Source organism: Pedobacter fastidiosus (assembly GCF_014306625.1).
Lineage (GTDB): Bacteria > Bacteroidota > Bacteroidia > Sphingobacteriales > Sphingobacteriaceae > Pedobacter > Pedobacter fastidiosus.
Genome location: NZ_JACRYL010000009.1, coordinates 143,751 through 168,223, shown reverse-complemented (window position 1 = coordinate 168,223; position 24,473 = coordinate 143,751). Strand labels below are relative to the sequence as shown.

Annotated in this window: 22 protein-coding genes; 3 read left to right on the top strand and 19 right to left on the bottom strand. The window is 35.4% G+C overall.

The genetic code is table 11. From position 1 onward, the window contains the following. Positions 1 to 61: 61 nt before the first annotated feature. The 13 genes from H7U22_RS11900 to H7U22_RS11840 all read right to left on the bottom strand — a co-directional run bounded on the left by H7U22_RS11900 (position 62) and on the right by H7U22_RS11840 (position 10,479). Positions 62 to 907 carry a DUF4349 domain-containing protein gene (locus tag H7U22_RS11900; protein WP_187071577.1) on the bottom strand — a complete coding sequence of 282 codons (846 nt, stop codon included), beginning with the start codon at positions 905 to 907 and terminating at the stop codon, positions 62 to 64. Between the two features lie 12 nt (positions 908 to 919). Continuing rightward, a complete protein-coding gene (locus tag H7U22_RS11895) occupies positions 920 to 1,765 on the bottom strand; it encodes a DUF4349 domain-containing protein (RefSeq protein ID WP_187071576.1) in 846 nt (281 codons plus the stop codon). 289 nt (positions 1,766 to 2,054) lie between these two features. After that, positions 2,055 to 2,270 carry a hypothetical protein gene (locus H7U22_RS11890; protein WP_187071575.1) on the bottom strand — a complete coding sequence of 72 codons (216 nt, stop codon included), beginning with the start codon at positions 2,268 to 2,270 and terminating at the stop codon, positions 2,055 to 2,057. A gap of 60 nt (positions 2,271 to 2,330) precedes the next feature. Continuing rightward, a complete protein-coding gene (locus tag H7U22_RS11885) occupies positions 2,331 to 3,098 on the bottom strand; it encodes a 5'-nucleotidase, lipoprotein e(P4) family (RefSeq protein WP_187071574.1) in 768 nt (255 codons plus the stop codon). Between the two features lie 42 nt (positions 3,099 to 3,140). Beyond that, positions 3,141 to 4,268 carry an ATP-binding protein gene (locus tag H7U22_RS11880; protein WP_187071573.1) on the bottom strand — a complete coding sequence of 376 codons (1,128 nt, stop codon included), beginning with the start codon at positions 4,266 to 4,268 and terminating at the stop codon, positions 3,141 to 3,143. 185 nt (positions 4,269 to 4,453) lie between these two features. Further along, positions 4,454 to 5,338 (bottom strand): ATP synthase F1 subunit gamma, encoded by an 885-nt coding sequence (gene atpG, locus H7U22_RS11875; protein WP_187071572.1) that lies wholly within the window; start codon positions 5,336 to 5,338, stop codon positions 4,454 to 4,456. Positions 5,339 to 5,425: 87 nt separating this feature from the next. Next, positions 5,426 to 7,000, bottom strand: coding sequence for a F0F1 ATP synthase subunit alpha (gene atpA / locus H7U22_RS11870; RefSeq protein ID WP_131556008.1), 1,575 nt, complete (start codon positions 6,998 to 7,000; stop codon positions 5,426 to 5,428). A gap of 93 nt (positions 7,001 to 7,093) precedes the next feature. Beyond that, the gene (gene atpH, locus H7U22_RS11865; RefSeq protein WP_187071571.1) at positions 7,094 to 7,633 is read right to left on the bottom strand and encodes an ATP synthase F1 subunit delta; all 540 of its coding nucleotides are present in this window, start codon (positions 7,631 to 7,633) and stop codon (positions 7,094 to 7,096) included. Between the two features lie 91 nt (positions 7,634 to 7,724). After that, positions 7,725 to 8,219 carry a F0F1 ATP synthase subunit B gene (locus H7U22_RS11860; RefSeq protein ID WP_187071570.1) on the bottom strand — a complete coding sequence of 165 codons (495 nt, stop codon included), beginning with the start codon at positions 8,217 to 8,219 and terminating at the stop codon, positions 7,725 to 7,727. A gap of 88 nt (positions 8,220 to 8,307) precedes the next feature. After that, positions 8,308 to 8,523 carry an ATP synthase F0 subunit C gene (atpE, locus tag H7U22_RS11855; protein WP_055912908.1) on the bottom strand — a complete coding sequence of 72 codons (216 nt, stop codon included), beginning with the start codon at positions 8,521 to 8,523 and terminating at the stop codon, positions 8,308 to 8,310. Between the two features lie 41 nt (positions 8,524 to 8,564). Beyond that, positions 8,565 to 9,695, bottom strand: coding sequence for a F0F1 ATP synthase subunit A (atpB, locus tag H7U22_RS11850; RefSeq protein ID WP_187071569.1), 1,131 nt, complete (start codon positions 9,693 to 9,695; stop codon positions 8,565 to 8,567). Positions 9,696 to 9,709: 14 nt separating this feature from the next. Beyond that, the gene (locus H7U22_RS11845) at positions 9,710 to 10,117 is read right to left on the bottom strand and encodes a hypothetical protein (RefSeq protein ID WP_248284734.1); all 408 of its coding nucleotides are present in this window, start codon (positions 10,115 to 10,117) and stop codon (positions 9,710 to 9,712) included. A 140-nt stretch (positions 10,118 to 10,257) separates the two neighbouring features. After that, positions 10,258 to 10,479 carry an AtpZ/AtpI family protein gene (locus H7U22_RS11840; RefSeq protein ID WP_187071568.1) on the bottom strand — a complete coding sequence of 74 codons (222 nt, stop codon included), beginning with the start codon at positions 10,477 to 10,479 and terminating at the stop codon, positions 10,258 to 10,260. A 111-nt stretch (positions 10,480 to 10,590) separates the two neighbouring features. Between H7U22_RS11840 and porW the strand changes: the two genes are divergently transcribed. The 3 genes from porW (at position 10,591) to uvrC (ending at position 17,658) form a co-directional block, all read left to right on the top strand. Then, positions 10,591 to 13,359 carry a type IX secretion system periplasmic lipoprotein PorW/SprE gene (porW, locus tag H7U22_RS11835; protein ID WP_187071567.1) on the top strand — a complete coding sequence of 923 codons (2,769 nt, stop codon included), beginning with the start codon at positions 10,591 to 10,593 and terminating at the stop codon, positions 13,357 to 13,359. Positions 13,360 to 13,461: 102 nt separating this feature from the next. Next, the gene (locus tag H7U22_RS11830; RefSeq protein ID WP_187071566.1) at positions 13,462 to 15,678 is read left to right on the top strand and encodes a transglycosylase domain-containing protein; all 2,217 of its coding nucleotides are present in this window, start codon (positions 13,462 to 13,464) and stop codon (positions 15,676 to 15,678) included. Between the two features lie 177 nt (positions 15,679 to 15,855). After that, positions 15,856 to 17,658, top strand: a complete 1,803-nt coding sequence (gene uvrC / locus H7U22_RS11825; RefSeq protein WP_187071565.1) for an excinuclease ABC subunit UvrC — start codon at positions 15,856 to 15,858, stop codon at positions 17,656 to 17,658. Between the two features lie 71 nt (positions 17,659 to 17,729). On the opposite strand, the gene porN is transcribed toward uvrC, so the two are convergent. From porN to H7U22_RS11795, 6 genes are all read right to left on the bottom strand, one after another. After that, positions 17,730 to 18,641: a type IX secretion system ring subunit PorN/GldN gene (gene porN / locus H7U22_RS11820; protein WP_187071564.1), complete on the bottom strand. Its 912-nt coding sequence runs from the start codon at positions 18,639 to 18,641 to the stop codon at positions 17,730 to 17,732. 7 nt (positions 18,642 to 18,648) lie between these two features. Next, positions 18,649 to 20,181, bottom strand: a complete 1,533-nt coding sequence (porM, locus tag H7U22_RS11815) for a type IX secretion system motor protein PorM/GldM (protein WP_187071563.1) — start codon at positions 20,179 to 20,181, stop codon at positions 18,649 to 18,651. Between the two features lie 43 nt (positions 20,182 to 20,224). Then, positions 20,225 to 21,034, bottom strand: a complete 810-nt coding sequence (porL, locus tag H7U22_RS11810; protein WP_187071562.1) for a type IX secretion system motor protein PorL/GldL — start codon at positions 21,032 to 21,034, stop codon at positions 20,225 to 20,227. A 48-nt stretch (positions 21,035 to 21,082) separates the two neighbouring features. After that, positions 21,083 to 22,411, bottom strand: a complete 1,329-nt coding sequence (gene porK / locus H7U22_RS11805; RefSeq protein ID WP_187071561.1) for a T9SS ring complex lipoprotein PorK/GldK — start codon at positions 22,409 to 22,411, stop codon at positions 21,083 to 21,085. Between the two features lie 221 nt (positions 22,412 to 22,632). Beyond that, a complete protein-coding gene (locus tag H7U22_RS11800; protein WP_187071560.1) occupies positions 22,633 to 23,403 on the bottom strand; it encodes a uroporphyrinogen-III synthase in 771 nt (256 codons plus the stop codon). Positions 23,404 to 23,417: 14 nt separating this feature from the next. Then, a complete protein-coding gene (locus tag H7U22_RS11795; protein ID WP_187071559.1) occupies positions 23,418 to 24,395 on the bottom strand; it encodes a DUF4271 domain-containing protein in 978 nt (325 codons plus the stop codon). Positions 24,396 to 24,473 lie beyond the last annotated feature (78 nt).

Sequence of the window (24,473 nt, the reverse complement as noted above, 5' to 3'; positions counted from 1 at the left end):
AAAGCTGTCATTTCAAGGCACGAAGTTATACAGCAGCTTCGTGCCTCCCAATAAGGTGATGCTAAATACTTTTGGCTTTATAATATTTAAAAACGAGGAATCCTGCAATTCCCAATACCAACAACATCCATAAGTTAGAAATGGCAATGATAATTTCTTTGAAAATAGTCCAGCCATTTACAAAACCAAGCCAAAGCCTGTTTACAAAAGCGGGGCGATAATCATAAAGATTATCATTAGCAACAATCATCGTTTTAACCGTATTATCCTGATAAAAATTTAGCTTGATCGTGCTGAATTTTACACGACTATCGATTTGCATATTTTCAATTTTCTTATCTACATAATCATCCTTTAGGTACAGGGAGGTTTCTACATTAGCGCTTTTCTTGGATGCTACTCTGTTAATCTTATTAATGGCATCTACCCTATTTTCTGCTTTCAATTTGTTGGCTAGATAAGCAATACTTTGATCGTCCATTTTCATGGATTGGTTATCAACAAATACCGACATTTTTGCAATTTCATTTGTAAAATCATCTAGCTTCTCTGACGGAACTTTAGCCACCAAATAACCTTCAGTTCTATATGAAGTGATCTCTTTCAGTGAATCTGTAGATTGTTTCACTTTATTGGTTTCTTGGATGGAGCTTTGAATGGAAAACTCTGAAACGGTTCCGCCTTGCCCCTTAATGGTTTTGCTCAGTTGCTCTTTTGTATTTTGAACATCTTTTACTCTAAACCGCATATCTGCAGTTTTTACAATTTTTTCTGCTACTGTGCTGTCGGCTGTTTCCGTTTGCAACTCAGCGGTGCTAACGGTATCAGCACTTGCATATTTTTTGTTTTCTCCTTTACAGCCAAATAATCCTACGATTATGGCTATAGCAATAATATTTCTTTTCATGATTTTGTGGTTCTAGGCTTGTGTTGGTTTATTTCTGAAATATTTGAAGGCAATAAGACCGATGAGTATAATTAAAATAAATACCCATGAATGTGCAATGAATAATAAAAACTCCTGAAACATTTGCCAGCCAGAATTAAATCCCATTCCTAACCTCTTGTTAAAAGCGGGTCTATTATCGCTCAGGTTATCGTTTGCCACAATTACTTTTCTAACCCCTTTGTCTTGATAAAAACTGAGCGTTACTGTGCTAAGTTTACTCTTCTCGTTGATATCTAAATTATTGAGCTTCTTATCCACAATAGCGTCTTTCATAGCAAGTATCTCTTCTGTTGATTTTGATGCTTTTCCCTTACCAATTTTTGCGTCCTTTAGAGCATCTTCGCTATTTTTAGTTTTTAAACTATTGCGTAGATACGCTATACTTTGGTCGTTCGCTTGCATTTTGGCGCTATCAACTTGCTCTGCAGTTGCGGTAACTAAATCGCTAAAAATATTGAGATAAGCTGGAGGTGCCCGGGCAATAATTACACCCTCTGCTTTAAAAACGGTTGTTTCTTGCAACGAGTCGACACTGTACGCTATGCGTTCTTGATTTATTGTAGTGCTTTGAATCGTTGATTCGACAATTGCGCCATCAAGATCTGCTACTATTTTACTAATTTGAAGTTTCGTTTTTACTGCGTCTTTAACTTTAAAACGCATGTCGGCAGTTTTTATAACTTTAGTTACCAGTTCGGTTTGAGCTGCCGTTCCTTCACTATTTACCGAAGTTGTATCGGTTGATTCTGATTTTTTTTCGCTATTGCAGCCAAATAATATGGCACATAAAGCCAAAGCAATAATATTCCTTTTCATGATTTTGTGGTTCTAAAAAATTAATCATTTTAAATATTTGCTTCAAATGGCCATTAGAAGTCGGATGTTTTGGTTAGTATTTATAACATCCTATTTTCACCTTAATACAACAAACTGTTTTAGGTAACCCAACTACCTTTTTAGATGGCTTTGAGAGAGGATAATGCCGTTTTATCTCAATTTTAAATTACAAAGCCCCGCAGGTTTTGAAAACTTGCGAGGCTTGATAAAATAAAAAAAGCCGATTATGTTTAACATAATCGGCTTCTATATTTAGAAAAAAATATTGTTATGCGTCTAAAATTTTGAAAACACCTTTGATGCAAATAATCGCACCGATAAATAAGATAATCCAAGAAACTAAAGATAAAACCCAAGAATCAAATGCAAAACGTGCATAAGTACCAACCATACAAACCAGTACGCCAAAAATCATCATTTTATAAATACCAGGCTGGTTAGCCGTTTTCATGCTTTCTGTATTGTGTTTTAATTCGTTTTCCATAATGAATTTTATTTTATGATGTTGCAAAAGTAATACTTATTGATGAATATTTATATATACTTAGTAACTTTTTAATCGTTCTAAACGCTGTTTGGCTTTATCTTTTTCACTTAGCTTTTCTCCTTGATAAAGTGGCTTTTCCCAATCGCCATACATTGGGTTAGGCAATACGATAAATTTTGTCCCAAAAAGGGCTTGATTTCCATTTACCTGTTCAAAAGTATTCTTTCCATCACGATAAAAAATATTACTGAAATCGCTCAGGTTATCTCCGCAAAGCAATAAAATATTGTGGGTTTCTGCAATCTTCTGGCGACGAGGTTCTTTATTTGAGGTTCCTTTTGAAACCACTAAATGTGCGTCATCGGCATAAGGAAATCCAAATTTTTGAAGGTTTTTTAAAGTTGCTCTATAATCCTTTTCGTCTCGGTTACTCACATAAAAAGTTTCTATATTTTTTGAAGCCGCGAACTTTAAAAAAGCCAAAGCTCCAGGCACAGTATCTGCTTGAGATAGATTTGTCCATTCCGTCCAATCCGCAGGATTATAACTTAAGTCTTTTTTTATCTCATGACCTTGAAACGCAGAATTATCCAAAACGGTTTCATCAATATCGACAATAACGCAGTTTAATTTTTTGCTTGTATCTGCCCAAAGCGCTTCTTTTAATGATAAACGAGCAAAGTTATAAGCCTGAAAACATAAAGCTCTGTATTCGCCCGAAGTTTGTTGCCAAAGCACCGCATTGGTGTAATCTCTGACCGGAGATTGGGCTGAGACACCAATTGGCAATGCAAAAGTTAAAATGATGAAGATATATTTTTTCATGATATTGAATTATTGTACAAAGATAAAAGATGCAATTTGAATTTACCCATTCAAAAACCTTCCTCTATCCACTTGAGCTAATATTAATGTTTCTGCACTGGGATAAGCCTTGGTAAAAGTGATTGGAATTTTATCTTTCGCTTTTTCATTCCACTTAAATTCTACCGCTAAAAGTTGATCAGCTCTTTTCTCAATGTAATCTATTTCTTGTTGTTGCGTGGTTCGCCAGAAAAACAGCTCTGCTTCTATTTGATTTTGTTGAAGGTATTTTTTGCGCTCGCTTATCATATAATTTTCCCAAAGCGCACCAACATCATTTCGGTTATTTATTGTATTAAAGTTTCTAGTTATCGCATTTATCACACCGGTATCGTAAAAATATATTTTTTTATTCTTCTTAATCTCGTTACGAACATTGCCTGAAAACGCAGGTAAAACAAAAATTACAAAAGCCTTTTCTAGTAAATCAATATATTTATCTACAGTCTTTTGATCAGCTTTTACCAATTGAGCCAACTCTGAAAAGTTTACTTCACTTCCAACTTGCAACGCCAAGGCTTTTACAATTTTCTCGAATAATAGTGGTTTCTTAACTTCCTCCAAAGCAAATAAATCCTTATATAAATAACTATCAGTTAATAACTTTAAGTGTTCTTCTGCATGTTCGGGTTGATTAATTACTTCAGGATATGAGCCGTAAATTAAACGTTTCGCTAAAGAGCGTTCTTCAGTAATGAAATCAGTTTCTTTCACTAGTTCAGCGTACGAAAAAGGCAATAGCATCATTTCATATTTACGCCCTGTTAATGGTTCGTTAATCTTCCCAGATAATTCAAATGCCGAAGAGCCAGTTGCTATAACCTGTACTTGCTTAAATCTATCTACAATTATTTTTATAAATAAGCCAATATCGGTTATGCGTTGGGCTTCATCAATAAAAAGGATTTCATAATCGCCCAATAATTGTGCAATCTGCATAGCATTGGGTTTGGCCAAATTTTCGCGAACATCAGCATCATCACCATTAAGATACAATGTCTTTTTATCAACCTTAGCTAACAATTGCTCTACAAATGTAGTTTTACCCGATTGCCTCGGACCAAAAACAATAAATGCTTTGCCCTTAAATAGCCTTGCCAAGGCATAGTCCATTTGCTTTCTTACTATCATGATCAATAATTACTAAACAAAAGTATAATAATTTTGGATTACATTCCAATAAAAACATAATAATTTTGGATTACAATCCAAAATAAACATAATAATTTTGGATTACCATTTTATCAAGAATAAAAAAACCCATCTCAGTTAAGAAATGGGTTTGTATTTTCAGTCCCCTTGAGGGGATTTAGGGGTTATCCATTCAATGCTGCTGCACCACTTACAATCTCAGTTAACTCAGTTGTAATTGCTGCCTGACGAGCTTGGTTATAAGAAAGTTTTAAGGCTTTTAATAACTCACCAGCATTTTCAGTTGCTTTATCCATTGATGTCATACGTGCGCCGTGCTCGGATGCGTGAGAATCTAATACTGCTTTGTATAACTGAATTTTAACTGACTTAGGAATTAATTGTTCTACAATCTCTTCTTGCGACGGCTCTAAAATGTAATCGACATTGGTCGTTTTAGCATCAACTTTAGTTTCTTCTGCTTTTGGTAATGGCAACAATTGTTCGGAAGTAATAATTTGAACAGCTGCGTTTTTAAAACGATTGTAAACTAACTCTACCTTATCAAAGTCGCCTTTGATAAAACCATCCATAATCGCATCGGTAATTTTAGTTACGTTTTCGAAAGTTAAAGCATTATAAACCTCATTGTTATTACCAATAACGTTGTAATTGCGTTTCTCGTAAAAATCTTGAGTTTTCTTACCGATAGAAATAATACTCACATTTCCGTTTTTCAACTGATCGCTATATTTCTCAGCAATTAAATTGTTGGCCGCTTTAATTACGTTCATGTTAAAAGCACCAGCCAAACCACGGTTTGATGATACAGTTACGATTAAAACCTTATTAGGTTCACGCTCTTGAATAAAAGGCGATGAAGAACCTTCTAAACTTGCAGATAGATTCGCTAAAATCTCTTTCAGTTTAGTTGCATAAGGACGTAAAGCGATAATTGCATTTGTTGCACGTTTCAACTTCGCTGCCGAAACCATTTTCATAGCTTTGGTAATCTGCTGGGTTGATTGTACCGATGCAATTCGGTTTCTTACTTCTTTTAAATTAGCCATTCTTTAAGTATCGAGTATTAAGTATCAAGTATCAAGATTGGATTCGTTCACCTGTCTTAATACTTGATACTCGTTACTTGTATCTAATTAGTATTTACTTGAAATCTCTTTTGCTACTGTATCTAAAACACCTGTAATGGTATCATCAAATTTACCAGCTTTTAATGCCGCTAAAGTTTCTGGATGACGCATTTCCAATTGTGTTAAATATTCAGTTTCGAATTCTTTTACTTTATCAACTGGTACGCTACGCATTAAGTTTTTAGTACCTGCATAAACAATTGCAACTTGTTTTTCTACCGTGAATGGTGTAAACTGTGCTTGTTTCAACATTTGTACGTTACGTGCACCTTTATCTAAAACCGATTTTGTTGCAGCATCTAAATCAGAACCGAATTTAGAGAAAGCCTCTAACTCACGGTATTGAGCCTGATCTAACTTTAAAGTACCTGCTACTTTTTTCATCGATTTAATTTGAGCATTACCACCCACACGTGATACCGAGATACCTACGTTAATAGCTGGACGAATACCTGCATTAAATAAGTTCGATTCTAAGAAAATCTGACCATCGGTAATCGAAATTACATTGGTTGGAATATAAGCAGAAACATCACCCGCTTGAGTTTCGATAATTGGAAGTGCAGTTAACGAACCACCACCTTTAACGATATGACGGATAGATTCAGGCAAATCATTCATCGCTTGTGCGATATCATCATTTGCATTGATTTTTGCAGCTCTTTCTAACAAACGACTGTGTAAGTAGAAAACGTCACCTGGATAAGCCTCACGGCCTGGTGGACGACGAAGTAATAATGATACTTCACGGTAAGCAACAGCTTGTTTAGATAAATCATCATAAACAATTAATGCTGGTCTACCTGTATCACGGAAAAACTCACCAATTGCAGCACCAGCAAACGGAGCATAAAACTGCATTGGAGCAGGGTCAGCAGCTGAAGCAGCAACAACAACTGTATATGGCAAAGCGCCGTTTTCCTCTAGTGTACGTACAATGTTTGCAACAGTAGAGTTTTTCTGACCGATAGCTACATAAATACAGAACACAGGCTGGCCTGCTTCATAAAATTCTTTTTGGTTGATAATGGTATCGATACAAACCGCAGTTTTACCAATCTGACGATCGCCAATAACCAACTCACGTTGACCACGACCAATTGGAATCATTGCATCGATTGCTTTAATACCAGTTTGTAAAGGCTCATTTACCGGCTGACGGTAAATTACACCTGGTGCTTTACGCTCTAAAGGCATTTCGTAAGTTTCACCTAAAATTGGGCCTTTACCATCTAAAGGTAAACCCAAAGTGTTTACTACGCGGCCAAGCATACCTTCACCAACTTTAATAGAGGCAATTTTTTTGGTGCGTTTAATGGTATCACCTTCTTTAATCTCGTCAGAAGCACCCAAAAGTACCACACCAACGTTATCTTCTTCAAGGTTTAATACAATTCCTTGTAAACCGTTTGCAAATTCAACCAACTCACCCGATTGAACTTTAGTTAAACCGTAAACACGGGCAATACCGTCGCCCACTTGCAACACGGTACCAACTTCTTCCAGTTCGGTTTCTGATTTAAAGCCCGCCAATTGCTGTCTGATAATTGCCGATACTTCGTCTGGTCTTACCTCTACCATAATCTTAATTATATCTTTTTGTAAATGTAAATCTTGTAATTCTTTTGTTATTCCGGTTCCGCTATATTTTGCTGTTAGCCGCAGGGGCTAACGCTACAGCGCAAATTCCTTTTTCAGTTTACTTAAACCGCTGGCAATACTTGCATCAAATTGCTTATCACCAACTTTTAATATAAAACCACCAATTAGTTTTTCGTTAATTTTCTGCTTAACAATAACTTGATTGGCGCCTAATTCTCTTTTTACAATTGCAACAATCTGCTCTTCAGCTGCTGGGCTTAGAGCGGTTGCTGTAGTTACTTCAGCAGTAACAATACCCTTAATTAAGTTGTATTGTTGCACAAACTGTTTTGCAGTAGCAAATAAAATAGCAGAACGACCTTTGCTAATCACTATTTTGAAAAACGTTATGGTTAGCTTGCTTACTTTATCAGCAAAAATACCAGTTAAAATACCTGTCTTTTTATCTAAAGGTACAATTGGATTTTTCAATATCGCTTCCAGCTCAGGGGTTTCATCAACCACTTTTTCAAACAAAACCATATCATTATAAGAAGATTCTAACGCGTTGTTTTCAACGGATAAATCTATTAATGATTTGGCGTATCTGCTTGCAACTTTAATTTCTGACATATTTTTAGGTGTGAGATGTGAGATGTGAGATGGAAGATGTGAGATGATTCTCAAATCTAATATCTAATGTCTCAAATCTATTTTCTCAAAACTAGTTTAATTCAACGTCTTTTAACAAATTAGCTACTAAAGCTTCTTGTTTAGTTTTATCATTCAATTGAGTACGTAAAACACGTTCTGCAATTTCTAACGATAAAGAAGAAACTTGATCTTTAACTTCTGCTAAAGCTGCTTTCTTTTGGTTTTCGATCTCAATCTTAGCTTTTTCAATTAATTTAGAACCTTCTACCTGAGCTTGCTTTTTAGCTTCGTTTAAGATTCCGTCTTTAAGAGTTTTAGCTTCCTTTAAAATTTCATCACGTTCAGCACGTGCTTGTTGCATCAAATCTTGATTCTGAGCAGTTAAGCGAGCCATTTCTTGTTTGGCTAATTCCGCTTTGTTTAATGCCTCATCAATGCTTTGCTCACGTTCGTGTATGGCGCCCAAAATAGGTTTCCATGCAAACTTCCTAAGTAATATTAATAAGCAGATGAACGATATTGTGGTCCAAAAAACTAATCCTATGCTCGGGGTTACTAATTCCATCTTATCTAATTTTTAAAAACAATCTTTTGTAATAAGGTGGGTAAATAACCAATCGTTAAATACCCAACCTAATCTTTTTCAGTTTGAATTATTTAAGGCTATTACCTAATAATGCAACTACTACACCGAATAAAGCAACACCCTCAATAAGAGCTGCTGCGATAATCATTGCAGTCTGAATTTTTGATGCAGCCTCTGGTTGACGAGCAATACCTTCCATTGCTTTACCACCTACTTGACCGATACCGATACCTGCACCGATTACTGCTAAACCGGCACCAATTGCCGCGATTGAACCTACCATAACTAATTTAATTTATATTAATTGTAAAAAATAGTTTTCTATTAATGATGCTCTTCTACTGCCATACCTATAAATAAGGCAGTAAGTAATGTAAAAATAAAGGCTTGTAAAAATGCCACTAACAATTCCAATACATCCATAAATAGTACAAATGCAACTGAAACCGGAGCGATAGCCAATGTTTCGAAAATAAATATTAAGGATATTAAACTCAATACGATAATGTGACCTGCTGTAATGTTCGCAAACAAACGAACCATCAAAGCAAATGGTTTAGAAATTATACCTATTAATTCCACAGGAATCATAATTGGATATAACCAAAGCGGCACATCTGGTTTAAAAATGTGTTTCCAATAGTATTTGTTACCATTGATATTTACGATAATTAATGTACCAACGGCCATAACAAAAGTTAGGGTAATGTTACCCGTAACGTTAGCACCACCCGGAAAAATAGGGATTAAACCAAATAGGTTGTTTATTAAAATAAAGAAAAATACGGTTAACAGATAAGGCATAAACTTGGCATAGTTATGACCAATATTAGGCTTGGCAATATCATCTCTAACAAAAACAATAATAGGCTCCATAAAAGATTGCAATCCTTTTGGCGCTTTACCAATGCGTTTCTTATACGTATTAGCAACAGAAATGAACAATATCAATATAACAGCAATCGCAACAAACATTGATGCAACGTTTTTTGTAATCGAAAAATCCAAAATGCTAGCGCTTGCAGTTTCATCAACTTTACCATCGGTACCAATCACTTTTACATGATCTTCATCTAAACGATAAGTATGGAAACTACCTGTGTAATCATGTTCACCATGGTGAAAGTTTTCAGAAGAAAAAACCTCTATTCCACTCGGAGTGTATAAAATTACCGGAAGAGGCAAAGAAGTATGTCCCCATAAATGCCACATATGCGAATCTGCAATGTGCTCCATAATCACCTTAGTAGGCTCGAATTTTTCTTCTTCCTTTTTTACAGAACCGTGTTCGCCAGAAACTGCTTCAGCAGATTCAGCTACAACGCTATCAACAGGAACTACGGCACTATCAACTTGGGCGAAAGCATCAATTTTTACTGATAAAAACGCTACTAAAAGCGTGAAAACAACAATTAGCCTTTTAACTTTCGACACAAAAACTTGGTTACAATCCATTTATTGGCAGATTTTTACTTTAAATTTTGGTGGCGCAAGTTACGTAACAAACAGTAAATTTCAAAGGCTGAAAACAATAAATATAAAGAAAAAAAATTAAGCATAAATATTAGCCCACTTCCCTTCACTTTAATACTGTAAATCAGCACAAAAGCCATACAAAATAACATCTTTATAGCAATAGATCCCATAATAGCCATAACACCTACTTCGGGATCGCGTTTAATACCAATATCAACAAGCAAATAAGCAATGTAAGTTATGCCAGCTAAAAAGCCAAACACGAGCCAAAAGTTAGGCACAAACAATTGCAATCCTGAAAACACTAAGGGTAAAACAGCAACAACGCCAATTAAGACGCCAATGAAAATGAGATAGATACTTGTAAATTTGGCTAGAGTCAATGGAATAATTCTTTGCAAATAAAAATTTTAGCAAAGATAATATTTTAGAGCGATAAGCATTGTGCTAATGTTAAATTGTTTGATTGATAGATCATTGAGTTACAAAAGATCTACTTCTTATTATTTTTGGAGGATTTAGTTACTTATCAATAAAGCAATTATCTAGTTGCTTGCCGAATGGCTTGATATAGTGCAATTCCGACTCCTGCCAGCGCAAAAAGTGCCGTAATTAGGTTTGTTTTGCTATTTCGATGTTCATCAATTTTATAACCTATAAAAGTAAGTAAGCCAATTGTGGCAAACATCTGAAAGCCGATAGCTGAATATTTAGCCGCCGAATTTATCTTTTTCTCGGGTTTTTCTTCTTTCTGATTTTCCATTTTTTAATGCAATAATTAAATTAACTTTGAATAATTAAAATTTGTTGACCGATAAAATAATTTTGCATACTTTTTGTTAAATGTATATCCACTTAAAGACATTTATTATACTTGAAAAAACGCACCTACAAACCCTTAAATCCCTTCCTCTTCTGCTTATATCTGTTATTTGCCTTCGGGTGCATAACACCTAAAGATACCACTGTTAGCCGCAAGATGCAAAACTTGACGGCAAGATATAACTATATCTATAACTCAAATGTTTTACTCACCGAGTATTATGAAAGTTTAGCGCAAAGCTATTCGGACAATTATGAAAAGATTCTACCTGTTTATTTGGATCCAGAGCCTCAGATAAATTTGGTTTTAACCCCAGGCGTTGCTAACAAACAGTTAGACGAAGTCATTTTTAAAGGGCAAACGATCATCAACGATAAAAGCTTTAGTAATTATATTGATGATGCCTATATGTTATTGGGTAAGGCAAACTATTTAAAGGGCAATTATTTTATTGCTTCAGAATATTTTGATTATACCGCTAAAACCTATGGGAGCAATTTAAAAACTTTCGTTATGGCGCTTAATTGGAAAGCAAGAAGCCAGATGGAGTTGAATAACATGGGCTATGCCGATAAAATTTTAGATACCATGTTGCGTGCTGCTGATGAACTTAAAAAAGATCTGGCAGAGCCTTTAGCCACAACTGCACAAATGCGGATTTATCAAAAACGCAATAAAGAAGCCATCCTTTTATTGGAATCTGCCATTTCGAGTTCTTCGAATAATCAGGATCGAATCCGTTGGAAGTTTATTCTTGCGCAGTTGCAGGAAAAAGAAAACAATCTTCAAGATGCTTACGCCAATTTTACCAAAGTTGAAAAAAGCAATGCACCTTTTGAAATGTATTTCCATGCCAATTTAAATCGGATAAAATTAAAGGCTTTATTAAGCGGAGAGAAACTGAATAAGGAACAACAGTTGCTTGCCTTACTAAGAGACGATAAAAATTTCGATTATACTGATCAGATTTATTACCAAGTTGGAGAATTATTTTCTGCTCAAGGAAATTTTGTAAAGGCAGAGGAAAATTATCAGAAATCGGTTCAAAAAAGCACCAGAAATCAAAACCAAAAAGCACTCTCCTACTTAAGAATTGCCGATTTAAACTTTAAAGAGTTTAACAATTATATTAAGGCGAAATTATATTACGACAGTACGGTAATGATTTTGCCTAAGAATTTTCCTGATTATGATAACATTGTTAAAAAGGCTGATAATCTTCAATATCTAACCGATCGATATTCAATTATATCAAAAGAAGATACCTTACAAGCCATAGCCAAATTACCGGAAACAGAACGCGAAGCTAAAGTAAGAGCATTTTTAACGCCTAAAGTTACCTTAACCAATACTGGATCTAATGGGAATCAGTTTCTAAACGATCCTAATGCACCAAACCAATCTTTAAATCCATCATTAGGTACTGGAAACACTTTTTATTTTAACAACAATGCGGCGATAAGTAATGGTTTCTCTGATTTTAAAAAGAGATGGGGAAATAGACAACTGGAAGATAATTGGCGTCAAAGTGTGCGCTCTTCTGCTCAAGAAAACAACCAGATTTTAGCTGGTGGAAATGTTGCCAATGGAATTACACCAGCAAATGATCCGAATGCACCGTTAGCAAATGATCAAACTTCGTTAGAAAAACATTATTTAAATGCTTTACCGGTTACTGCAGATTTGATCTCCAAATCAAACCAAAAAATTATCGATGCTTATTTTGAAATCGCAAGTTTTTATCAGCAGGAGCTAAATGATAAGGTTGAAGCAAATAAAGTGTACCTAGAATTGCTTAAACGTTTTCCTGATAATAACCATTTAGTAGCGGTTTATTACAGTCTGTATTTAAATTATCAAGTTATTGATCAGGTGAAATCTGATGAATATAAACAGCTGGTTTTAACTAAATTCCCGAATTCAAACTTCGCAAAAACCATTTTAGATCCTTCTTATTCAGCAAAACAAACTCAGCTGGAAAACGCAGCGAACAACAACTATAACCTTGCTTTTACTGCTTATGCCAAAAAAGATTATCCTAGTGTAGTTAAGCAGGCAAATGAAAATATTAGCGCTTTCCCAGAAAATGATCTGGCGCCACAGTACGCTTATTTAAAAGCCATTGCGGTTGGTAGAACTTCTAAAGTTGATGCATTGTTAACCGAGTTCAACTCGATTAATACACTTTATCCAAACGATAAAATTATTACACCTTTGGTTAGAGATCACTTAAAATATATCGACTCAAACTTGGTTGAATTTAAACAGCGCCGAGTTGCGTTAATTGATTTTGATGCCACTGAACCACGATTCGTTAATCAGGCAAAAACTGAAGCCACACAACCTAAGGCAATTGAGAAAGCTATAAATGCTGCTGATGAACCCAAAGTAGTTTTAGCTAAACCGGCAGAGAAACCTGAAGAAAAGCCTGTCGTTAATCCAAATAAACCTGCAAGTATTTTCAGTACCGCAACATCAGATACTTATTATTACGTTATTGATGTAGCAGATGCTACGTTAACCTTAAGTTCTTCGCGTTTCGGACTGGGCCAATTTAATCGTGGAAATTATCCTGACAATGATTTGGTTCATAAATTGATAGAGTTGGATAATGATCAACTAATTTATGTAACCAGCTTTATTGATTTGGAGGATGCTAAAATTTATGAAGAGAGCATTAAAGGGCAATTGAAAAACATTATGAAAGTGCCCGAAAATATTTATAAAGGATTCATCATCAGCAAAGAGAATTTCGATAAACTAAAAGATAGATCAAGAATTAACGAGTATCTTGAGTTTTACAAAAACAATTATCAATAAGGTTGCCGATATTTGCAACATTATTTAGCTAAGGATAAAAAAATAGACACATCAATAAGGTGATGTATATTATTTATCCAAAGCCAACAAAACAACATTACAATGAACAAGCCCCTTTCAAAAGAAGAAACAAAAAGATACAGTCTGCGCATTTGGAAAGTATTAATTGGTGGAATAGCCGTTTTTGCAATATTCATTTCTATGATTGGATTTGGCCTTTTTGGTGCGCTTCCATCTTTCCGAGATATTGAACATCCAAAAAGTAATCAAGCTTCGGAAATTATTGCTGAAGATGGCAGAACTTTAGGAACATATTTTGTTCAAAATAGATCGAATGTTAGTTATAAAGATATTTCTCCAAACGTAATAAATGGACTAATCGCTACGGAAGATACTCGTTTTAAAGAACATTCGGGAATTGATTTTAAACGTACATTTTCTATTATTGGTTACAACTTAATAGGCAAAAAACAAGGTGCAAGTACAATTACACAACAACTTGCCAAAAATCTTTTCCCAAGAGAATCGAACCTAAATTTCTTCTCGCTGGTTTTAACAAAATTCAAAGAATGGATTGTTGCCGTTAAATTAGAGAGGAATTATACGAAAGAAGAGATTATTACGATGTACTTAAATACCGTAGATTTTGGTAATCAAGCCTACGGAATAAAGTCTGCTGCAAGGGTTTACTTTAACACCAGTCCAGATAAATTAACTTTAACACAAGCCTCTACTTTGGTGGGCATGCAAAAAGGAATTACCATGTATTCGCCTACTCGTCATCCGGAAAGATCAAAAGATCGAAGGAATACTGTCATGGCCATGATGGTGAAATTGGATTTACTTACTCCGCAAGAGTTTGAAAAGCAGAAAGATAAACCATTGGACCTACATTTTAACGCGGCAACGGTTAACGATGGGATTGCGCCTTACTTCCGTTCAGTTTTAAAGAGTGATGTTAAAACTATTTTTCAGGATCAAGGGATAACAAAATCTGATGGCACTCCTTATGATTTAGATCGTGATGGTTTGAAAATATATACCACTCTGAATTATGATATGCAGGTTTATGCAGAGGAAGCGCAGAAAGAATACATGAAGGTTTTGCAACAGCAATTTATAAACAGCTGGAAAGGCAGAAATCCTTTTAAGGATAAATCTTTACAGATTGAGCAAGGAATAAAACGTTCTGACCGTTATAAATCATTAAAAGCAGAAGGAAAAACTGATGAGGAAATTAAACAGGATTTCAACACGCCTACCGAGCTAACCATATTTACTTGGAAGGGAAATGTAGATACAACGATGAAGCCAATTGACTCTGTTCGTTACTATAAAATGCTTTTACGTAATGCTATGATGACCATGGACCCAACCAATGGCCATGTTAAGGCTTGGGTTGGCGGGATAAATTTCGAGCATTTTAAATATGATCAGGTTAAAATGGGAACAAGGCAAGTGGGTTCTACAGCAAAACCATTTACTTATGCCGTGGCTATTGAAAACGGATATTCGCCTTGTTATACGGTGCCAAATGTTCCGGTAACGATTGAGGGTTATGGAGAACCTTGGACACCAAAATCTACAGGAACTTTACCAGGAGTTTTAACTTTACAAAAGGCTTTGGCTTATTCTCAAAACTACATTACCGCTTATTTAATGAAGCAGGTTGGCCCGGTAGCAGTAGCAAACTTGGCAACCAAAATGGGCATTCCAAATGTTCCGGCCTATCCATCTATCGCACTTGGAACTTTTGATTCGTCCATTTACAATATGGTTGGCGCTTATGGTGCTTTTGCCAACAAAGGTTTTTATACGCAACCGATTTATCTTTTAAGAGTGGAAGATAAGAATGGTGTAGTTTTATATTCTCAAAAAGCAATTCCAAAACCTGTAATGAGCGAGGAAGTTGCGTACGTAATGACGAGAATGTTAAAGGGCGTAATTACTAACGGAACAGGTTCTAGATTAAACTATAAATATAAAGTTAACGCACCAATTGGTGGCAAAACCGGAACTACACAGAATAACTCTGATGGTTGGTTTATGGCCATCACGCCTCAGTTGGTAACGGGCGTATGGACAGGCTGCGAGGATAGAGCGTTTCACTTTATTAGCACTGGTCAAGGTGAGGGTGCAAATACTGCCTTGCCAATTTTCGCAGGTTTTATAAAGCGTGTATATGCAAATCCATCATTAAAGATTAGTCATGCTGATTTCGAAGCACCCAAAGCCGGCGTTTCCATTGTTTTTGATTGTAATCAGTATCAAAAACAAGAAGAAGGAACAACAGAACTTGATGAGAAATTAGGTTTTTAATACTATGGGTTTTGCGTGAAGGATAGAAATGAAAAGCCCGGAGAACCGTTTTTTTCGGTTCGAGGACTTGCAATGAATAGCCTGACCCTTTGCGTAGCTTAGGGGCACGCCAAAATTCTTTAAACAATAAATCATATCTCTGAAGATTTCCCCAATTGAATCCTATTTTTGTAATCCATGAGCAGTTTCGACCATAAAACAGCATTAACCGCAATTCCGCACAAACCGGGCGTTTACCAGTATTGGGATGCGGATGGAAAGCTGATGTATATAGGAAAAGCCAAAGATCTGCGCAATCGGGTTGGATCATATTTTAATAGCGATAAAAATCAATTTAATGGTAAAACGAGAGTCTTAGTATCTCGGATTAGGAAGATTACCTTTACCATAGTTGATACTGAAATTGATGCTTGGCTGCTTGAAAATAGCTTAATAAAAAAGCACCAACCAAAATTTAATATTAACCTAAAGGATGATAAAACCTACCCTTGGATTATTGTTAAGAATGAAAATTACCCGAGAATTTATTGGACCAGAAAAGTAATTAAGGATGGATCAACCTATTTTGGACCTTATGGTTCGATTGGGATGATGCACACCATTTTGGATTTAATTAAGGAAACGTACACCTTACGTACTTGTAGTTTACCTTTAAATGAAAAAAACATTGCTGAAGGAAAATTTAAAGTTTGCTTAGAATATCAAATTGGGAACTGTAAAGGTCCTTGTCAAAACTATCAATCGGAAAGTGATTATGATAAAAATATAGGTGAGATTAAAGAGATTTTAAATGGGAAGATTGGCAATGTAATTCGCGATGTTAAGGGAATTATAAAAACGGCTTCAGAGGATTTGAACTTTGAGTTGGCGCATCAATATTCTAGAAAATTACAGGTTTTAGAGAAATATCAAAGTAAATCTACAGTGGTAAATAGTGCAATTACCAATGTTGATGTGGTGAGCATTGCATCGGATGAACGTTATGCCTTTGTGAATTATTTAAAAGTAATGAACGGTACGATTATTCAAACTCAAACCATAGAGATTAAAAAGCAATTGGATGAAAGTGATGAGGAGCTTATAACCATTGCAATGTTGGAGTTCAGAACGAAATTTAATAGCACATCTAGAGAAATAATTGTGCCTTTCGATTTATCGCTGGAAGATGAAAGCTTAAGATTTACAGTTCCTAAACTTGGGGAGAAAAAGAAACTTTTGGAGCTTTCGCAAAAGAATGTGCTCTTCTTTAAAAGGGAAAAACTAAACCAATACGAAAAGTTAAATCCAGATTTACGCACCGACCGTATTTTAACTACGATGCAAAACGATTTGCGTTTAACGCAATTGCCAAAACACATCGAATGTTTTGATAACTCGAACTTTCAGGGAAAATATCCTGTTTCTGCTATTGTAGTTTTTAAAGATGCAAAACCATCTAAAAAAGATTATCGCCATTTTAACGTGAAAACGGTTGAAGGCCCGAATGATTTTGCAACCATGGAAGAAGCTGTTTTCCGTCGTTATAGACGAATGTTGGATGAAGATCAGCCTTTGCCTCAGCTAATCATTATTGATGGCGGTAAAGGTCAGCTTTCTTCTGCCATGAAGAGTTTAAAATTATTGGGAATTGAACATAAAGTTACGGTGATTGGAATTGCGAAGCGATTAGAAGAACTTTTCTATCCTGGAGATTCGTTCCCGTTATATCTGGATAAAAAATCAGAAACTTTAAAAATTATTCAGCAGTTAAGGGATGAAGCACACAGGTTCGGAATTACCTTTCACCGTAAAAAACGCGATCAGGGAACGCTCAAAACGGAGCTTGAGCAAATTGAAGGAATCGGGAAAACTACTGCAGATAAACTTTTAACTCATTTTAAATCGGTTAAAAAGATTAAAGAAGCTACAGAGAAAGAACTTAGCGAAGTGCTGAATAAGAAACAGTTGGTCACTTTGCTTGAATATTTTAAGTCGAGTTAAATAAGACAAGCGTCAAGCTATGACGACTCTTATAACAGAAAAGGCTTCGATAAAAATCGAAGCCTTTTCTGTTAGTATTCCCAAAGACCTTGTTCGTAGTCTAGAACAGATTTTTTAATTCTTTCTGATTCTAAAAGTCTTTCTCTAGGATCAGTAATAATATCTCTTAACTTGTTATCGCCTGGATTAGATTCTTTAACAATGTAACTGCTAAATAAACGACGGATAAAGAAATCATCGAAGCTTAAAGTAGAGGCATCGTTATTTGTATTAATTAAACGTTTTTTGGTTAAGATTTCTCTAGCTTCTGGATAATAAACCCAAAAAACTGGTTGCCATTGTTTTGAAACTTCATTAAATTTTAATGGTGCAATACCTACAATTCGGGGTTCGAAAATAGAACGCTTTACATCAAAAATCCAATCTTCTTTAATTCTGAATTTTAAAAATAAATCAGGATTAAAATCATTTACAACAGTGGTAACGGTTCCTGTTTTATTGTTCGAAACTTCCGCAGTTCCTAATGCAGATTTAGCCGCAGAATCTGCTGATAAAGGATTAAGAAAAGCATCATCTTCATTTAATGCACTATCAATTGGAGAATAAGCGGTTAACTCTTCTGATTTAATTGCTGAAATTAACACATCAATTAATCTTGATTTTGGTGATTTTAAAGCTGAATTAACCGTATCACGTAAATCAATCTCTCTCCAAATTCGTTTTGCATAAAAAACATCTTCTTCACGTACATCAGCCAAAGGCACCATTTCTGTACTATCTATGTCTTTACGAGCATAAAAGCCATCTTTTGGTGGTACTTTTAGTTTTTTCTTAGCCGTTTTTACCGGAGCTTTAACTGTATCCACAACGGGTGCAGCAATAGCTATTGCAGGTTTTTTTGGAGCTAATTTTGTCGCCTTTTTTTGAGCAAAAGCAAACGTTGCAATTAAGACTAAAACAGCTATACTTAAAATCCTTTTCATAATCTTCTTATTTTACGCTAAATGCTAATGAAGGTAAAATTCTCTGACGGCCATCTGGACCAACCGAAACGATATCTTCGAAAAACACTCTAGTATTTGGAGTAATTGAATTTAATGCAGCTTTTACCGCTCCAGCAAAATTACCACCACTTCCAGATATTGTTACCGCATCTGAGCGAGGTTTAATGATTGTTAATTTAAAACGTTGAATTTTGAATTTAACATCAAATGGAAAATCATCCAAATCTGCTTCAATTTCGGTTTCACTTTTTAACTGCACTGAAGCAATATCACCACCTGCACGTCCTCCAACTTTAGCAACTGGAGCAGGGATAGCTTTTACTCTGAATTTTTGAGAACCTAAACTAACACTTTTTCCAGCATTGCTCGCCGTTACATTTACGGTAACTTCTTGACCAACTTGACTGCCACTTGCTAAAACATTGTATTTACCAGCGCCAACTTTACTCATTGATGCACCCGAAGCACTTGCATTTACAGTTTCCAAAGGAAAACCTGCGGCAGATACCGAAAACGGATTTGGAATACCTGCATAAATTACATTCATCTTATCTGATGAAACGCTTGCCGATGGTTTTGCAACCTGATAAGTTTGTTCAGGAGTTTTGTACTCTTTAATCTGTCCATCAGTTTGACGAACACGAACAGTACCCACCCATTTAAATACACCTACACTACCTGTACCGCCAGTATAAGTACCTTTACCATCTTTAACAGATAATTTTCCACCACCAACAGTAATATCTGGATTTGATCTAGAATCACTAGCCGTTAAAAATACTTCAGCAGTATAAGGTTGCCCTTGAATAACATAAGAAGTTGGAGCCACAGCAACTGCAGCAAATTTATCTATGTTAACTACGGCTTTATCCATATTTCCGAATAACTTTTTAACTACTTCAGCTTCTGCATTTTTAGTATCTGCTTGAATTTTAGTTAGGTTAGTCATTGCCGCTGTTAAAGGCGTTCCTTCACCGAAGTTAACTTCTTTCCAATCGCCTTTACCCTTTTTAGGATCTTTAGCTTCCAAAGAGAATGAAACACCCGCTCTATCTGTTGGATCCAATAAAGAGATTAATTTCTCTCTAGTCGCATTAATTTTTGCTTTTAACTTTTCGCCTTCACCTTGATTGATCATAATACCTTGAGCGATATCCATGTTCTCTCTACGTTTTAAATCGCCTGTTAAAGTATCAACGCCATCACCAGCTTCGGTGAATTGTTTTTTAATACCCTCAATAAAGTTATTCAAATCATCGGCCGCTGCTTTTGCTTGTTTAGCTCTATCGTAAATAGGTTGTGCACGAGCTGGTTCTTCTTTCAATTTTGAGTTTTCAAACGAAGAAAAAAGTTGCTCAATACTTACGTTAACGTTGTCTCTAGATGTGGCTAAACTGTCGTTAATATTTTTAAAAGCATTTAATACTGTATCTGATACGTTTAAGGCAAGCATAGCCAACAATACCAAATACATGATATTGATCATCCGCTGCCTTGTTGTTTCTTTTCCGCCTGCCATGTTTTATGTAGCTTTCTTTTTTATAAATTAAAAACTAGATAAATTATACACGTGGGCTATTCATAGCCGATAGCATATTGCCATAAATTGCATTAAGTGATGAAAGGTTTTTAGCCAACTTGTTCACTTCTTCTTTAAACTGTTTCGAATCTTCCATCGATTCGTTGAAATTTTGCATGGTAAGTGAAAGGTTAGAATAGAATTTATTCATCGATTTTAAGTGTGCGCTAGAATCTTGTAATTCTAATTCGTACACTGCGTTTAATGCCGATAGGTTTTTTGCTAAGTTATTTACTTGATCGTGGTAAGCTTGAGAATCTACATTGCTTTCGCCCATAGCTTTCAAGTTTTTAGTTGCGTTATCAAAAGCAGCACTTAAGTTATCGAAACCAGCTGAAGCAGTTTTCACTTTTCCTGTAAATTCAGTTGTTGCAGTAGATGCATCAGCTACATTAGAAATAGCCGCAACTTTATCGCCAAAAGTACGTAAACCTGTACCTAAGCTTTCGATTAAATCTGGTCCAATTTTAGCATCTGATAACATTTTATCTAGTGCAGCAGTATTAGCAGATGAAGCTGGTGCAGCAACAGGTCTAATTGTGGCAGTTGGTAAATCACCTTTAAAATCTTCTCTTAATTCAGGATAAACCTTATCCCACGCTGGTTCTGGTTCTGGTGGGAAAAATCCTGTTAAGAAGAACAAAAATGCTTCTACTCCAAGTCCAACACCAATTGCAATATTTCCAAAGATGCCGCCAATGTGCAAAATTTTAAATAGTGCTCCGATAATTACAATACTTGCTCCCCATGAAATCGCTACGTGTAACCAGCCTGGTTGTTTTTTTGCTGCCATAAAATTTTGATGTTTTTCTTTTAGTTTTAGTTTTTGGTTGTTTGGTTTTTAATTTCTTAAGTCTGTTCCAGGGTAAGCAGATACGCACCTGAAGCCAATGTATGATCTTTGTTGATCTTGATATTCGTAAGTTGCAACGGCATTTTGTAAAAAGTAGCCGGTATCTTTCCAAGAGCCACCTTTAACTACTTTACGTTTTAAGTATTTGCTATCGTTTTTACCAGCAACATAAGTAAAGTTTGGATTTAAATCGTGTAATAATGGAGCTGACGATTTGTTATAAGCAGTTTTTGTCCACTCGGCAACATTACCAGACATATTATACAATCCATAATCATTAGGAAAATAAGATTTAACGCCTACAGTGTAAATACCACCGTCGCTTGAATAATCTCCACGCCCTGGTTTAAAATTTGCCTGTAAACATCCTTTGGTATTTCTAATGTATGGACCGCCCCAAGGATATTTGGTTTTAGTATTACCACCTCTAGCAGCATATTCAAATTCAGTTTCTGCCGGTAAATCGTAATCCATTCTAGCATTCATCGGCATTTTTCTAGCAGAAGCTACACCTTGATATAATTGAGTTCTCCAATGCGAGAAAGCTTTTGCTTGTTCCCAGCTTACACCAACAACAGGATAATCATCATAAGATGGGTGGTTGTAATAACCACGCACCATTGGATCGTTTTGAGAATAAGAGTAATCCGTTTTCCAGACCATTGTATCAGGATAAACTGCAATTACATACCTATCAATATAATCTTGACGTTTGCTATTTGGATCCTTGTGCCCTAAAGCAGCTTTATCTAAGTTTAGAATGCCATAAGAATATTCAAGTTTACGAACATCAAATTCCTTTCTTCCAGGAAGCGCGTCTAAACCAGAATAATACATTCCATCCAATTGGCTGGCTTGTGCGCCAGCAGTAGCGCCTTTACCTTTATTTTTCCAAAGATTCGCCCCATTTCGACCAACCTTTCTCCAATCGATATAATTTTCGCCACCCACTGCATTTGCAGCGGCGCCTTTTTTGGTCATCATAAACTGAGCAGGATTTCCCATCATCGCAATTGCAATCGAATCACGAACCCAATTTGTAAACTGACGATATTCAGCATTAGAAATTTCGGTTTGATCCATAAAGAAGGCACTGATGGTTGTCATTCTACTTGGCCCAGCTTGAGAAAAAGTAATGTCTTCATCAGAACCTCCAAGTGGGGTATGACCAGGTGGAATATAAACCATTCCCAAAGGGATACGGTTATTCTTGAATTTGCGGTTATAAGCACCTACTAGTTCGCCTTGACCTCCATGGCCACAACTTGCCAGCAATACGGTTACACCCATTAGAGCTAGAAGGTAAATTTTCTTCATATTAGTTATGTTGTGCTAAGCACTGTTAGGAGCAATTTTATCAAAAATCATTGAAATTATCAACAATTACAAATATTTTACACGAAATCATTGTTAAAATACGATTAAACCGCTAAAAAGGCTTTTTTGTCTAATTTTTTTGTTACAAAATAAAGCGTAACTCTCATATAACTGAAAAGTTACGCTTTTATTGCGAGACATTGAAAGTTTTATTCAAAGTCTTATTTATTAGATACTTTGATATAGTTCTCTATAGCCATTGTCATAGAAGGAACTCCGGGAGTTGGAGCCGCAATATCTACTACTAAATCCATATCTGTTGCTGCCTTACTTGTATTTGTACCAAATGCAGCGATACGGGTATTATTTTGTTTAAAATCGGGAAAGTTTTTGAATAAAGACTGAATGCTAGATGGGCTAAAAAAAGCAATCACATCATAAAACACTTCGGCAAGATCGGATAAATCACTTACTACTGTTCTAAATAAAACAGCTGGAGTGAAATCATAGCCGCTTTTTTCCAAAAACTTCATAGTGTCTTCAGTAGCTACATCCGAGCATGGATATAAAAACTTTTCATTTGCATGTTTTTTTAACACTTCTGCTAAATCTGACGCAGTTTGTTTACCGAAGAAGATTTTACGCTTACGGTATTGAATGTATTTCTGTAGATATAAAGCTATCGTTTCAGAAAGACAAAAATATTTCAGCTCTGCGGGCACGTCATACCTCATTTCTTCACATATTCTAAAGAAGTGGTCAGCGGCATTACGGCTCGTAAAAATTACGGCTGTAAAATCGGCAAGGTTAATTTTATCTTTCCTAAAATCCCTTGCAGGCACACCTTCCACGTGAATGAAAGATCTAAAATCAACTTTTAAATTGTGCTTTTTAGCCAAGTCGTAATAGGGAGATTTTTCTGTTTCAGGCTTCGGTAAAGTAACTAAGATACTTTTTACTTTACGAAGTTTAGCGTCATTTTTTTCTTGCATTTTCCTTTTTCCTGCTACAATCCTATCGTTTTAATTAGTATTAAAATAGGACATATTTCGAGGGCGCAAAAGTACAAAATTAAATGCATTCTAGAAAACTTATTATTAGAAAGAATAGTAATGCCAGCCCTAAGCAACTGGAACGCAAAAATTACGCCTAATAACAAGTACGCCAGCACAATATATACTCCTCCGTACTTTAATGGCGATAAGGCAAAAGCAACCACCAACGGGATAAACAACAAAGATGCGTTAAAGTAACTTAAATATAATATAGAGATGTATTCTCCTACTGCTTTTTGCACATTAAAAAGGTGACCTAAAAACCTAAGAATGATAAGTTTAAGCGCATAAAAGACAATTATGATTATAGAAATAGTGAAGAAAAACCTAAAGCCATGTTGGGCCTGATACATATCGTAATATTGCGCAACCAAAAAGAAAAACATCCCTAAGATAAATCCAAACTGAATAAAAAGCAGAAGAAATGGCCAAGAACTAAATAGATTATCTTCCTTATTGATGTTATTTAAAATCCGATTGCTAAAAAAAGATTGAACTATCGCAGATAATTGCTTTGAAAACGCATTTTTAAGGATGGCGAAAATCACCAGCATCACAAAAATAAAGCCGAGCAAGCCAACGTTTCCTTTTCTAATTGGCTTACCCAGTTGATAAGGGTTTTCCTTCTTTTTTAAATATTGATATTTCTTTTGCCAAGCCAATAAATTAAGCGTTGGGAAAAGATATTCCTTTTGAACGCTATCCAGTAAGGCATTTTTATTTAGCGCACTATCTGGTAAAACCCAGGTATGTGATAGAATTGAATCTGTTACAATTTTTTGTCTTGCAAGAGTTGCAGAATCCAGTCTAAATCTTCTGAACTTGTAAGGATTAACAATAACAGAGTCTGATTGTACAGGAACTTGCTGCCCATCAGCAAAATTTGCAAAGCATAAAAAAGCAAATAAGACGAAAATAAACTTGGGCATTCCTATTAAAAATTTAACAGCACAAAAGTACTCCAATAATCATTGTTTACCTAAAGAAAATAAATCGAATTGGTTTTA